The sequence below is a fragment of the Cellulomonas sp. P4_H4 genome (assembly GCF_056400865.1).
Genome location: NZ_JBFUKL010000001.1, coordinates 999,002 through 1,012,344 on the forward strand (window position 1 = coordinate 999,002; position 13,343 = coordinate 1,012,344).

Consider the following 13,343-nt stretch of genomic DNA (forward strand, 5'->3'; position numbering starts at 1 on the left):
GTGTCCTGGGATGCGCTCCTCGCGCCCGGTGTGGCTGTCCGGCACAGCCCGCGCGAGAGCGAGCGCTTCGGCCTGTCCTTGTCGCGGTTGACCATCGGGCCCGGCGAGCTGGACGCGGCCGCGCTGCTGCGGACGATCGATGAGATCGAGGCCGACGTGGTCGTGGCACGGTACGACGCGTCCCGGTCGGAGGTTCCGGGCCTGCTCGCTCGCGGCCGGCGCGCGTGCCTCGCCGCCGGGGCCCTGACCTACTGGGAGAAGCCGGTCGCGTCGGTGCCGGCCGACGTGCGCGTGGTCAGCGCCACCGAGCTCGCCGCGTCTGCCGTCGAGGCCGCGGTGCGTGACGTGGTCCGGTCCTCGTTCGCCGGCTACGGCAACCACTACACGGTCGACCCGCTGCTCGACGACGCGGCCGCGCTCGCGGGCTACGAGGAGTGGGCGCTGTCGTCGCTCGCCGCCGATCCTGCCGACGTGGTCGTGCTCGTCGAGGACGGCGCACCTGTGGGCGTGGCCACGATGGAGACCGGCGACGACGCCGTCGAGATCCTGCTCGCGGGGCTCGTGCCGGCCGTGCAGGGCAGGCGGCTCTACGACGTGCTGCTGGCGGCGTGCGAGGGGCGTGCCGCGGCGGCCGGTGTCGGTCGCCTGATCATCTCGACGCAGGTCCACAACGTGCGCGTGCAGCGGACCTGGGTCCGGTACGGCCTGCGTCCGTTCGCGGCGATCGACACCGTGCACCTGGTCGATCGCGCGCTGCTCATCCCGCGCTGATCGGCGTCCACCGGGCAGGGTCCTCGACCGCAGCCAGCGGTCGTGGCAGGTAGGACATCGCGCCGCGCAGCCAGGCCGACGCGGACATCGAGGTCGCCGCGTCCGCGGGTGCGGCACTCGTCGGTGCGCTGCGTCGGCGAGCGTTCGTCCAGGCGCGCGACGCCGGGGAGCGGAGCCAGTGGTCGGTCCACGGACCCGTCCGCAGACGGCGGTCCCAGCCCAGCAGCCCGGACAGCTCGAGGGGTGAGCGCACGAACTCCGCCCCCAGCTCGGTGTCGGCCACCGAGCGGCGGGCGTCCACGCTCACGCCGGTGTCGTAGAACTCCGGCCACGTCGCTCGCAGGCGCTCCTGGCTGTCCGCCGCCTCGCCTGCCAGCCGCATCGGGTCGCCCGTCACGGCGGCGTCGACGCCCAGCCCGGCCGCGTAGAGCACGGGGGTCGAGAGGCGGTTCGACACCACACGGTCGGCTGACGAGAGAAGCCGGAAGAGTCGTCCGAGGAACGCGCCGTCGGTACGGGTCCCCAGGGTCACGGTGCGGTGGCCCGCCTCGCGGTACGCGGCGACCACCTCGGGGTCCTCGGCCTCCACGTGGTAGAGGCAGACCGTGGCCGGCCCCTCGGCGTCCGCCCAGTCCCGCGCAGCCGAGCGGTGGTCACCCGAGAGCCGCTGGGTCGGGATGCCGTGCACGGGCATGATGACGGTGCCGCCGCCGCCCGGTGCCGCCCCGGACTGGGTCGCGGACAGGTAGAGCCACGGGGCGCCGATCGCGACGGTCGCGTGCGACGGTCCGGGCGACCAGGAACGGGAGGCGTGGCTCCAGACGAGCAGGCGCCGGTCGTTGCGACCGCCCGGAGCGCCGACGGTCGGGAAGTCCCGGAAATGGGTGTCCACCGGCGACACGCTCGTCCAGCCGTGCTGGACCAGGCCGCGCACGTGCCGCGGGCGAGGCAGTCCGACGAACCGGGCGAAGGCGCCGCTGTGCCCGTAGTAGTGATTCTGCGACTCCACGGGCCGGAGCCTACGGGAGCCTGTCGGTGGGACGCGTCCGTGGCGTACCTCGCGGTGACCGGCCGACCGTTATCCTGGGGCATCATCCGGCCGACCTCAGGAGCTGCTTCCCGGTGGCGGACAACACCGACACCTGCCTGGTGGTCCCGCTCTTCAACGAGGGGACCGTCGTAGGCGACGTCATCTCGGACGCGCTGTCCGTGTTCCCGCGGATCGTGGTGGTCGACGACGGCAGCTCCGACGACTCGGCGGTGATCGCCCGACGGGCCGGCGCGCTCGTGGTGCAGCACCCCCTGAACCTGGGCCAGGGCGCGGCGCTGCAGACGGGGTTCGAGGCCGCACGACGGCTGGGCGCCGAGTACGTCGTGACCTTCGACTCGGACGGCCAGCACCGCACCGAGGATGCCGCCGCGATGGTCGAGCGCCTACGCCACGACGAGGCGGACGTGGTGCTGGGCTCACGCTTCCTCGACTCCCGGACGCGCACGGGCGGGCTCAAGCGCGTGGTGCTCAAGGTCGCGGTCCAGTACTCGAACCTGACCACCGGGGTGCGGCTGACGGACACGCACAACGGGCTGCGAGCGTTGAACGCCAAGGCGCTGGCCACCCTCTCGATCCGGCAGAACCGGATGGCGCACGCGTCGGAGATCATCGAGCAGATCGGCCGCTCGGACCTGCGCTGGGTGGAGCACCCCGTGCACATCGTCTACACCGACTACTCGCGCTCGAAGGGCCAGTCCGTGATCAACGCGGTGAACATCGTCGCCGAGCAGATGTACCGGTAGCGGCGTGCTGATCAAGATCCTGCTCCTCGTCGCGATCGCCGTGGTGATCGTGCTGAGCCTGCGCGCCCCGGCCGGCGCCCGGCACCTTGCGCTACGGCGGATCGCGGTGTTCGGGTTCGGACTGCTCGCGGTGGCCTCGATCCTCTTCCCGGACGCGTGGAACAGCGCGGCCGCGGTGGTCGGCGTCGGGCGCGGAACGGACCTGCTGCTCTACGGCTTGATCGTCGTGTTCCTCGCCTACATGGTCACCACGTACCGCCGGTTCCGGGACCTCGAGAGCCAGATCACGATGCTGGCCCGACGCCTCGCGCTCGACGAGGTCGCCCCGGAGCTGCACCCGCCCACCGAGGTCACCGAGCGCGTCGCTGCGCCCGAGCCCGACCCCGCCGGGCGGGAGGCGTGACGGCGTCGCTCGCCGTCGCCGAGCCGAGCACCGCCGCCCAGCACCACCGGGTGGGCCGCGTCCTCGACGGCTGCCTCGACGTCTCGGTCGCCGCCCTGGCCGTGTGGACGCTGTTGTACTGGTTCGCGCTCGCGGGCCTCGACCTGACGATCGCTCTCGTGCTCTGGGTCGTCGCCGTCGCCGGCGTGATCGTCTGGCGGGTCCGCGCGTCGTGGACCGCCTGGCTGCCGCCCGCGCGTGCCGCGCAGACGTGGGCCGTCGTGGCGGTCGCCCTGGCGCTCGCCGCGCTCTCGTCCGTGATCAGCCGCCCCGACGGTGACGACGCGTCGTTCGTCGCCCGCTCCACGTGGGTGGCGGACCACGGGGCGCTGCCGAGCGGGGACTTCGTGTTCAGCCAGCCGGGCTGGCCGGCCACCTTCGGCGCCGTGCCCAACGTCAGCTCGATCGAGGCGCTCTTCGGCGTGGTCGCGCGCGCGACGGGCCTGGCGACGGGTGACGTGGTCTACCGGTTCTTCGTCCCGCTCGCGACGTTCGCCGCGGTCTGGGCGCTCGGCGTGCTGTTCCGTGCGTGGCAGGCCCGACGCCCCACCGCGTCCCTGCTGCTCACGGCCGTGTTCCTCGTGCTCGGCGGCTACGCGCACGCGACCTGGGGCAACCTGCACCTCGCCCGGATCTGGCAGGGCAAGGTCGTGCTGCTGGCCATCCTGGTGCCCTACCTGTACGCGGCGGTCGCCACCGTCGCGCGACCGCGGACCACCCCGGCGAGCAGGTCGGAGCTCGCGCGGATCGGGGCGCTCGCGGGGATGATCGGGCTCGCCGGGATCGGCTGCTCGTCGACGGCGGTGTTCCTCGTCCCGCTGATCGCCGGCGCCACGAGCCTCTGGCTGCTGGTGCAGCGCCGCTGGTGGGAAGCCGTCGTCGTGGTGGGTGCCGCGAGCGTGGGTCCCGTGGTCGCCGGCGTCATGACGGTCCTGTCGTCGGTCGGCGCCCGCAACGAGGGGGGACGGGCGACCAGCTGGTTGTGGGTGACCGTCCTCGGCGGGAGCGGGGCGATCGCGGCCCTGCTGGTCGGTGCGGCCCTCGTCGTCGCGCTCGGCGTCTTCTGGCCACGCTGGTTCGGGGCGATCGACCACGGCGCGCAGACCGGCCTGGCGCTCGCGCTCGGTGCCGGCCTGCTCTGCACGGTCCCGCCGCTCTACCCGATCCTGACCACGCTCACGGGTGGGGACGCGATCGCGTACCGGCTCGCCTGGGTCATCCCGGTCCCGGCGGTCATCGGGCTCGTCGCGAGCCTGCCCGCCCGGCGCTGGGGACTGCCCGTCCTGCCGGCCGTCGCTCTCGCGCTCGTCGCGATCCTGAGCGTGGGGCAGCCCCTGTGGGCGGCGTCCAACAGCGCCAGCATCGGGCGCCCGGGCACGTGGAAGGTGCGCGACCAGGCGGACCTCGCCGCGGCCCGCTGGATCGTCGCGCAGGATCCGCAGGGCCGGTACCTGGCGGCCAACTGGGTCGCGATGATGGCGGGTGTGCTCACGTCGGAGCTGCGCCCGGTGGGCACCCGGATGGACTACGTCACGTCGCTCGCGCAGCTGCCCGACGGCCAGTCCGAGGACCGCGCGCTGTTGCAGTCGATCGCCGACGGGGTCGAGGCACGCACACCGGAGAACCTGGCACCGGCCGCGGCGGCGCTCGATGCGCTCGACGTCGAGGTGGCGTGCGTCGCCTGGGACGACGCGTTCACCCAGGAGCTCTTCGACGACGCCGGCTTCACCACCCGCTACGCGGTCGGCCCGTGGACGTGCCGGGACAGGCAGCCACTCGGCTGAGCCGTGCCCCGCCGCCCTGACGGATCAGGCGAGCCGCAGCACCGACATGACGACGAAGCTGCAGGCCAGGACACCCCCGGCGAGGACGGCGGGCCGGGTCCGCAGGCCGACCGCCGTGAGCACGGCCATCGCGGGCGCCAGCGTGTACCCGTACCGCGCGGGCGGCGGGATGTAGTTGCCCTGCGAGTAGAACGTCAGCAGGACGAACATCGTCGCGCCGGTCAGTCCCGCGACCACCACGGCCCAGGCCAGCGCCCTCTCGCGCAGCGCACGGAGCCCGAGCACCGCGGCGCCGATCAGCCCCGCGCCGAGCACGAGCTGGCCGATGCGCTGCAGCATGTCGCTCATGTCCTGGCGGCCTACCCCGGCCCATGGGCTCGAGAGCGGCGTGAGCCACTTCCCGACGGCCGTGAACACCCCGGTGAGTGGGAGGACCGCCACCGCGAACCGTGTGTTCATGGGCACGTCGGAGGGGTCGCCGTGCTGGAGGGCGCCCTGCACGACGAGCCACGCACCGCCGACGACGACGCTGGTGATCGCGAGCGTCGCGCCGCCGACCAACCACGAGCGCATGGTGACCGACGAGCTCGCATCCGGCGCGAAGGTGTCCGCCGGGGGATCGGCCTGCCGGGCGCGGGACCAGAGCACGACCAGCCGGATGAGCATGTACAGGGCCAGCGCGACGACGATCACGACGTTCGTCATCTTGATCGCCAGGGCCACGGTGGTCACCACCGCCAGGACGGGCCACCGTCGCTCGGGCCGCTCCTCCCACCACAGGGCCGCCAGGAGGACGCCGGCGCCGACCACGCAGGTCGCCGCGTCGGGCGTGATGATCGAGCTCGGGTAGACGACCGCCGGCATGCACGCCACCGTGGCGAGCACGCCCGTCAGCGCCCACCGGTGCGCGCCGAGCCGGCGACCGGCCGCGTAGGCCACGAGCAGCCCGGCCGCGAGCCAGAGGGCGCCGACCAGCCGGCCCGCCGTGACGAGGTCGTCGGCCGAGGTGAGCGCCATGACCGGGAGGGCGAAGAGGTGGGTGATCGAGTAGTACAGCGGAGTGTTGGCGGCCGCCGTGCTGTACCCCTTCTCCTGGAAGTCGAGCGGGTCGTAGTCCCCGCCCTCGACGCACGGCGGCGGGGTGAAGCCGTCGAAGTCCAGCCCGCGGCACGCCTCCTGCTCCATCGCGCCGTCGCCGATGGTGTCGCCGGGCGCGATGATGCCAGGGCTCTTGTACAGGTAGTCGATGTGCTGGAGCTCGTCGATCGGGCCCACCTGCGTGTATGCGTGCACGTGCATGCCCACGTTCAGGAACGCGACGAGGACGAGCAGGAGCGGTGGGAGCCACGTGCGGAGCATTCCGGAGATCCGGCGTTCGGGGGCGATGGCGGGGGCCAGGTCGGACGTCGAGCTCACGCGGTCCTCGGAGGTGGTGGACGACGAGGTCGTCCGGGCTGATGGACGGGCGCCAGCCTACCGGGGGGTGCGCAGCACGCCCGTGCGTCGCCGGACGCCGTCGACGGCCCCGCGCGCCATGAGCCGGGCACGGGTCCGGCGTGGACGGACGGCGAGCACGTAGAACACGGCGTACTTGGTGATCCAGAAGAGATAGCCCCAGGCCCAGGCCGCAGACAGGAGGCCCGAGCGCACCAGCAGGATCGTGTTGCGGACCATGTAGTAGTTGCGCACGGGGGAGTGCAGGTGGACGTCGCGCTCACGCCCCGGTATGCGCTGCGTGCGGTCGCCCAGCGAGTGGTCGAGCCGGGCACCCACCACGGCGGCGAGGTCGTAGCCCGCACGACGGGCCCGCAGCCCCCACTCGAGATCGATGTGGTCGATGAACCACGCCTCGTTCATGTCGCCGACGGCGTCGAGCGCCGCGACGTCGACCAGGCAGCCCGAGGCGAGCAGGAAGGTCGCCTCCACGCGTGCGCCGTCCTGCCGCGGGACGGTCGCGCGACGCGGTCCCCAGCGGTGGTCGGAGAAGACGAGCGGTGCGTCCGGGTTGCGTTCGTCGACGATCACCGGGCCGGTCGCCCCGAGCGGGCGCAGCGAACCGGGCAGCGGTCCAGCCTGCAGAGCCACGACGAGCCGGTCCACCATGTCCGGTGCCGGGAGGGAATCCTGGTCGGACAGCAGCACGTGCGTGGCTCCGTGCTCGCGCGCCCAGGCGATCCCGATGTTCTGGGCGGCCGCGATCCCCAGGTTCGTCTCCAGGGCGACGAAGGAGTCCTGCGCACCGGCGGGCAGGGCGCGCAGTGCGGCCACCTGGTCCGCGTCGCTCCCGTTGTCCACCACGACAGTCGCCCCGACCTGGGGCCGCAGCGCGGCGAGCAGGGTGGCGGTCGCCGACACCTCGGGCCGGTACGTCACGACGACGGCGACGACGTGCACGGGCACCTCGGGCGCCACGGTCAGGCGAGGGTGGCGACGAAGGCCTGCACGTCGGCGAAGGACGGGAGCAGGCCCTGGGCGCGGGCCTCCTCGAGCGTGGGCGCCACGAGGTCCTTGTCCGACAGCTGCGCGGTGAGCGGGGAGCCGTCACGAGCGGTGGTCGGCCAGTCGACGGCGACGGTGGGGTCGAGCGGGTGGATGCCGTGCTCTCGGCCCGGGGCGTAGCCCGTCGAGCAGAGGTAGACGACCGTGGAGCCGTCCTCGAGCGACATGAACGCGTGGCCGAGCCCCTCGCCGAGGTAGATGCCGCGACGGTCCACGTCGTCCAGGAGCACCGAGTCCCACTGCCCGAACGTGGGCGAGCCGGTCCGGATGTCGACGACGACGTCGAGCACCGCACCCTTCACGCACGTCACGTACTTCGCCTGCCCGGGCGGGACGTCGGCGAAGTGGATGCCGCGCACGACACCGGCCGCCGAGACCGACGCGTTCGCCTGCTGGAGGTCCAGGTGGTGACCGACGACGTCCTCGAACATCTCGGCCTTGAACCACTCGAGGAACACCCCGCGGGGGTCCCCGAACTGCCGCGGCGTGATCTCCCAGGCGCCGCTCACGGCGAGCTCGCGGTACTCCACGACGTTCCTCTTCTCAGCTGTGCGGGCTGCTGCTGCCCGCGTGACGACGACGCGTCAGCCTACCGGCGGCGTCAGCGGGTCAGGGTCCGGCAGCCGAGGGCCGGGTTGTTGCCGACGGGGACGTCGATCGCGTAGACGCACAGCCGGTGCGTGCCCGCCGGGAGGTAGACGGAGATCCGGTAGCCGTGGTTCGTCGTCGAGAAGTACGGCGCGAGGTCGGGGCGCTCGAGGTCGGCGCGACCGGCCCAGCCCCGGGAGTCGACGTAGACGTGCACGGCGATCGGGTTCTTGGTGTCGGGGTCCACCGCCCACCCCGAGACGGTCGCGACGGTGCCCTTGACGGACACCGAGTCGAGCTGACCGACCGGTGGCTTGTCGGGCATGGTCACGTCGCGGCACGAGAGCAGGGGGTTGTTCCCGGCCGGCACGTCGATCGCGTAGACGCAGATGCGGTGCCTCCCGGCGGGCACCTGCACCTTGACCTGGTAGCCGTGGTTGGTCGTCGAGTAGTAGCGGGCCAGGTCCGGGCGCTCGCGGTTCGCGGTCGCCTGGGTGCCCCCGGAGTCGACGTACACGTGCACGGCGATCGGGTTCGTGGTGTCGGGGTCGAGCGCCCAGCCGGAGACCGTCGCCGTGCCGACGCCGAGCTTCACGCTGTCGACCTGGCCCACAGGCGCCCTGTCGGGCATCGTCAGGTAGCGGCACGACAGCGCGGGGTTGTTCCCGGCGGGGACGTTGATGGCGTACACGCACAGGCGGTGCTTGCCGGCCGGGAACGGCACGGTGACCTGGTAGCCGTGGTTGGTCGTCGAGTAGTAGCGCGCCAGGTCCGGGCGCTCGCGGTTCGCGGTCGCCTGGGTGCCCCGAGAGTCGACGTACACGTGTACGGCGATCGGGTTCTTGGTGTCCGGGTCGAGAGCCCAGCCGGAGACCGTCGCCGTGCCGACGCCCAGCCTGACCGAGTCGAGCTGCCCGGTCGGCAGCGCGTTCTGCACGGTCATCCAGCGACAGCCGAGCAGGCGGTCGGCGCCTGCGCCCACGTTGGTCACGCGCACGCACACCGCGTGCCGGCCGGACGAGGCGCTGATCTTCAGCGAGTACCCGTGCCGGGACCCGTAGCCCGGGATCGCGCGCTCGACGTCGGGCCGGTCGATGTCGGCCACGACGGAGTGGTCGACGCCGTCGACCGCGACGCGGACCGTCAGCGACGCCGACGTGTCGGGGTCGATCGCCCAACCTCCGACACTGAGCGTGGTCGCGGTGGTCGAGTGCCCGTCCCACGAGCCCATCGGCGTCGCCTTCACGGCCGCATCGGCCAGCGCCGACACGCGTGCACGGATGTTGCCGAGCTGGTCGTAGAGCCGCTGCCCCGGGCAGGACGTCTGCTGGGCGTCGCGGTGACCGAAGATCGTGTGGAACACGACGGACGTGCCGGCCGGGTACTTGGACGCGCCGCCGCCCGAGACCATCGTGACGTTGGCGGAGCCGGAGATCCGGTGCATCGCGAACTTCCAGGCGATGAGGCGGCTGATCGACTCGGTCATGGCGGGCTTGGGCGCGACCGAGGTGTAGGTGCCGATCGCCGCGACCCCGAAGGTCCGGGAGTTGAACCCGCCGGTGTGCACCCCCACGACGTCGACGTTGGTGCCGCCCGCGCGCCCCTCGAAGACCCGGCCGAACTGGTCGACGAGGAAGTTGTAGCCGATGTCGCACCAGCCTCGGCCGCCTGCCGCCTCAGAGCGCGTGTGGTACTCGTAGAAGCCGCGGATGAGCGCCGGGACGTCGGCCACCGTGTAGTTCGTGGTCGACGCGGTGTGGTGCACGGCGGCCGCGACGACCCCCGCGGAGAGGTCGGGCTGGCAGTTGCGCTTGGACTCGTCCGCGCCCCACCCGGCCCGCGAGATGATCGTCGGCGACGCCGGCCCGGTGGCCGTCACGAGTGCCGCAGTGCGGACGGTCGCCTCGCCCGAGCTGCTGCTGGTCTGGACCGCCGAAGGGTCCGCGTCCGTGGTGCGCGTGCCTGGGTCGATGAGCACGGCCTGGAGGCCGGAGACGCTGCCGCTGTCGGACTCGGCCCAGACCTGGAGCCCGTCGGCGTGCAGAGCGACGATCGCGTCGGACGCGCTGCGCGTACCCGAGCTGCGCGCCTCGTCCGTGTCCGGGTCGGGCGCGATGTCGGAGGCGGTCGTGGCCTCCCACTCGCTCCACGAACCGGCCTGCCGGACCCGGTACCGGATGACGGCGTCGTCGGCCGCGGCGTCGGGGTGGTCCCAGGTCAGGCCCAGGACCGAGTAGTCGGCGGTGTCCAGAGGTGCGGTAAGAACGTCCGGAGCGGTGGGCTCAGCCGCGGCGCGCCGCGATGTCGGAGCGTCCTCCGCCTGGGGTGCGACCGAGGGGAGATCCGCGATCGCGGAGGGGTCGATACCGCTCAGGGGCAGCTGGACGGTGCTGCCCTTCGCGGGGTCCACGGCTGCGACGACGGGCTTCGTCGGTGGTGCGGGGGTCTCGGGCTGGAGGGCGGGCAGCAGCCCGGCCGACGTGATCGCGAGAACCAGTGCGGTGAGCGTGGAGAGCACGTGTCGCCCCTTTCGACCGTTCGATCAGACCATCGGACCATCGTCACGGTCGACGCGACACTCCGTCGGTCGTGGACCCCGCCGCCGTCAGGGCGCCCAGGGCTTCTGTGCCAGCAGCACGAACTCGTTGTAGGTGAACACCTTGCCGACGGCTCTCGGGAACGGGAACGAGTAGCCGCGCCGGACACCGAGGCCGAGCTCACCGGCGAGCTCCTCGAGCACCTCGAGGTCGCTGAACCTCACGTGCGTGGCGTCGCTCGCGTACCCCCGCTCCTGCGGCGTGATGAAGGCGACGCGACCGCCGGGACGCAGGGTGCGGACGTACGGTTCCAGCACCCCCAGCACCTCGTCGGGCTGGAGGTGCTCCACGAGGTGCGAGGCGAGCAGCCCGTCGTAGCTCTCCGGGGCGCTGAGGCTCTCGTCCGCGAAGAACTCCTCGTCCGTGTAGGCGTCCAGACCGGCGTCGCGTGCCACCTCGATCGACCACTTGTTGTGGTCGACCCCGACCGACCCCTCCGGCAGGGAGGGCAGGTGGCGTCCGATCCCGCACCCGACGTCGACCGTTCGACCGAGCCCGAGCCGACGCAGGTGGGCGCTGTAGGGAGCCTGCACGTGCAGCATCCGCTTCCACGGGGCTTCGCTGAGCGTGCTCAGCCGCTCGGCATACCCCGGACCCGCGGTCGGCGGAGTCGTTGCGTCCGGTCCTGACGTGTGCGGGTCGAGTGCCAAAAGGTCCACCGTCCTGTCGCAGATGTCCGTGCGCGCACGTCGAGCCTAGGGTGCACGGTGCGACCGTGCCCAGGTCAGCTCCGAGCGGTCTCCGACTCGAGCACCGCAGGCAGGGCGTCGGGTGGGTCCGAGGCCTCGGGCGGACCGATGGCCGAGGAGCCTCGGGGGAGGTGGACGACCGTGATGGCGCGAGCCCGTCGCATGACCGGGCGCTCCACGAGCAACCAGCTCGCCACGGCGAGGGCACCGGCACCGACGACGGTGAGGGCGACATAGACCGCGAAGCCCCAGCGGTACCAGGCGTAGGTCGCGAGGAGCTGCTGGACCGGGAACGCGTAGATGTACACGCCGTAGGAGATGTCGTGCCGACGAACGAGCTCAGGGGACGGCAGCACCGCTCCGAGCCACAGCAGCGCGTACGCGAGCAGGGGAGCCGCGAGCTGCTGCCCACCCCAGCCGAGGCGGTCGACGAGCACGGCCGACACCGCGACGCCGGCCAGAGCGAGCGGCCACGTGAACGGCACCCGGTCGCGGATGGCGTAGACCAGCGCGCCGCCGAGGAAGAACGGCAGGAGCGGGGCGAGCAGGGGGAGGTCGGGGTTCCCCTGCCAGTACACCGTCGTCGAGTCGATGCCGTAGCTGAAGGCTGCCGAGAGGGCGAAGGCGAGGGCGAGCCAGACCGGCCGGCGTCGGACGAAGCCGAGGCAGCAGAGGACGGCGATGATCATGTAGCAGACGAACTCGTAGTACAGCGTCCAGAGCGAGCCGTTCCACGCCCCCGGATACGGGACCTGCTCCGGGGTGCCGGCGACTCCCCAGGTGGCGATCCGGAGCGCCGCGTTCGTGAGCACGTAGTTGGTCGGCGTCGTCGGCGTCGTCATGAAGCCGGCGAGCGTGCCGTGCTGGTGGTAGAACGCGAGCGGGGCAAAGCCGAACGCGACCACGACCAGGCAGACCAGGAACGCCGGGAAGATCCGGGCGATCCGGTGGATCAGGAACACGCTCAGCGGCTTGGTCAGCCGGCTCCCGGTGATGAGGTAGCCGCTGATCGCGAAGAACCCGAAGACGGCCCAGCGCCCCAGGTTCAGCCCGTTGACCATCGGACCCTCGCCGTGGCCCGAGAGGGTCCAGCAGTGGTTCACGAGGACCGTCGCCGCGAGCAGCAGCCGCAGCAGGTTCAGGGCGTTGCGTCGCGGGTCGAGCTCGGAGGCTCCCCGACGCCACCAGGCGTTCCCCCGCGAGCGTGCCGGCCGAACCGGCAGGAGCTCGAGCGGACTGGCGGCGCTCAACGCCCCTGGTCGATCAGTCCGAGCAGGTAGGTGCCGTAGCCGGACTTCACGAGGGCGCGCGCGCGCTCGGCGAGCTGGTCGTCGGTCAGGAACCCTCGACGCCAGGCCACCTCCTCGGGCGACCCGATCTTCAGGCCCTGCCGGTGCTCGATGGTGCGCACGTAGTCGGAGGCCTCGAGGAGGGAGTCGAAGGTTCCCGTGTCGAGCCACGCCGTGCCGCGGGGAAGGACCTCGACCTGCAGGCGACCCTGCTCGAGGTAGACCCGGTTGACGTCGGTGATCTCGTACTCGCCGCGCGCCGAGGGCTTGAGGTCACGGGCGATCGCCACGACGTCGTTGTCGTAGAAGTACAGCCCGGGGACCGCGAAGCTGCTGCGAGGGTTGGCCGGCTTCTCCTCGAGCGAGAGGGCGCGCCCCTCGTCGTCGAACTCCACGACGCCGTAGGCCGTCGGGTCGGCCACGCGGTATGCGAACACCGCGCCGCCGTCGATGTCGTCGAAACGCTGGAGCGTCGTGCCGAGGCCAGGGCCGTAGAAGATGTTGTCGCCCAGGACGAGGGCGGCGGGCTCCGTGCCGATGAAGTCCTTGCCCAGGACGAACGCCTGCGCCAGCCCGTTGGGCTCGGCCTGCACCGTGTACGTGATGTTGATGCCGAACTGCGAGCCGTCACCCAGGAGCCGGACGAACTGGTCGGCGTCGTGCGGCGTCGTGATGACCAGCACGTCCCGGATCCCCGCGAGGATCAACGTGGACAGCGGGTAGTAGATCATCGGCTTGTCGTACACCGGGACCAGCTGCTTGCTGACGCCGAGGGTGATGGGGTGCAGCCGTGTACCGGAGCCGCCGGCAAGGATGATTCCGCGCATGGGCGGTCATTCTGCCGTACTGGCACTCCTGACCGAACCCGGAGCCGGTTCCCGACGGCCGAA

At 72.2% G+C, this 13,343-nt stretch carries 12 protein-coding genes; 4 read left to right on the forward strand and 8 right to left on the reverse strand.

Annotation, left to right across the window (positions count from 1 at the left end):
* A complete protein-coding gene (locus AC1DPN_RS04820) occupies nt 1-771 on the forward strand; it encodes a GNAT family N-acetyltransferase (RefSeq protein WP_477083559.1) in 771 nt (256 codons plus the stop codon).
* On the opposite strand, the gene AC1DPN_RS04825 is transcribed toward AC1DPN_RS04820, so the two are convergent.
* The gene (locus AC1DPN_RS04825) at nt 758-1,780 is read right to left on the reverse strand and encodes a hypothetical protein (protein WP_477083560.1); all 1,023 of its coding nucleotides are present in this window, start codon (nt 1,778-1,780) and stop codon (nt 758-760) included. The genes AC1DPN_RS04820 and AC1DPN_RS04825 overlap by 14 nt on opposite strands.
* Before the next feature lie 113 nt (nt 1,781-1,893).
* Between AC1DPN_RS04825 and AC1DPN_RS04830 the strand changes: the two genes are divergently transcribed.
* From AC1DPN_RS04830 to AC1DPN_RS04840, 3 genes are read left to right on the forward strand one after another with little or no spacing between them, the layout of a single operon-like run.
* Nucleotides 1,894-2,565 (forward strand): glycosyltransferase family 2 protein, encoded by a 672-nt coding sequence (locus AC1DPN_RS04830; RefSeq protein WP_477083561.1) that lies wholly within the window; start codon nt 1,894-1,896, stop codon nt 2,563-2,565.
* Nucleotides 2,566-2,569: 4 nt separating this feature from the next.
* A complete protein-coding gene (locus AC1DPN_RS04835; protein WP_477083562.1) occupies nt 2,570-2,968 on the forward strand; it encodes a DUF2304 family protein in 399 nt (132 codons plus the stop codon).
* Nucleotides 2,965-4,791, forward strand: coding sequence for a DUF6077 domain-containing protein (locus AC1DPN_RS04840; RefSeq protein WP_477083563.1), 1,827 nt, complete (start codon nt 2,965-2,967; stop codon nt 4,789-4,791). Before AC1DPN_RS04835 ends, AC1DPN_RS04840 begins: the two co-directional genes overlap by 4 nt.
* A 24-nt stretch (nt 4,792-4,815) precedes the next feature.
* Here the strand turns inward: AC1DPN_RS04840 and AC1DPN_RS04845 are convergent, their stop codons facing one another.
* The 7 genes from AC1DPN_RS04845 to rfbA all read right to left on the reverse strand — a co-directional run bounded on the left by AC1DPN_RS04845 (nt 4,816) and on the right by rfbA (nt 13,280).
* Nucleotides 4,816-6,207, reverse strand: a complete 1,392-nt coding sequence (locus tag AC1DPN_RS04845) for an ArnT family glycosyltransferase (protein WP_477083564.1) — start codon at nt 6,205-6,207, stop codon at nt 4,816-4,818.
* Nucleotides 6,208-6,264: 57 nt separating this feature from the next.
* A complete protein-coding gene (locus AC1DPN_RS04850; protein WP_477083565.1) occupies nt 6,265-7,185 on the reverse strand; it encodes a glycosyltransferase family 2 protein in 921 nt (306 codons plus the stop codon).
* A gap of 20 nt (nt 7,186-7,205) precedes the next feature.
* Nucleotides 7,206-7,820, reverse strand: coding sequence for a dTDP-4-dehydrorhamnose 3,5-epimerase family protein (locus tag AC1DPN_RS04855; protein WP_477083566.1), 615 nt, complete (start codon nt 7,818-7,820; stop codon nt 7,206-7,208).
* A 71-nt stretch (nt 7,821-7,891) separates the two neighbouring features.
* Nucleotides 7,892-10,396, reverse strand: coding sequence for a peptidoglycan recognition protein family protein (locus AC1DPN_RS04860; protein WP_477083567.1), 2,505 nt, complete (start codon nt 10,394-10,396; stop codon nt 7,892-7,894).
* A gap of 87 nt (nt 10,397-10,483) precedes the next feature.
* Nucleotides 10,484-11,125, reverse strand: coding sequence for a class I SAM-dependent methyltransferase (locus tag AC1DPN_RS04865; protein ID WP_477083568.1), 642 nt, complete (start codon nt 11,123-11,125; stop codon nt 10,484-10,486).
* 74 nt (nt 11,126-11,199) lie between these two features.
* The gene (locus tag AC1DPN_RS04870; protein ID WP_477083569.1) at nt 11,200-12,414 is read right to left on the reverse strand and encodes an acyltransferase family protein; all 1,215 of its coding nucleotides are present in this window, start codon (nt 12,412-12,414) and stop codon (nt 11,200-11,202) included.
* Complete coding sequence (gene rfbA / locus AC1DPN_RS04875) at nt 12,411-13,280, reverse strand: glucose-1-phosphate thymidylyltransferase RfbA (RefSeq protein ID WP_477083570.1); 870 nt, start codon at nt 13,278-13,280, stop codon at nt 12,411-12,413. The genes AC1DPN_RS04870 and rfbA overlap by 4 nt, the downstream gene beginning before the upstream one ends.
* Between the last annotated feature and the right edge of the window lie 63 nt (nt 13,281-13,343).

Bases quoted from the DNA above. Each gene is read 5' to 3' on its own strand.
- rfbA (WP_477083570.1), bottom strand. From the start codon at position 13,280: ATGCGCGGAATCATCCTTGCCGGCGGCTCCGGTACACGGCTGCACCCC.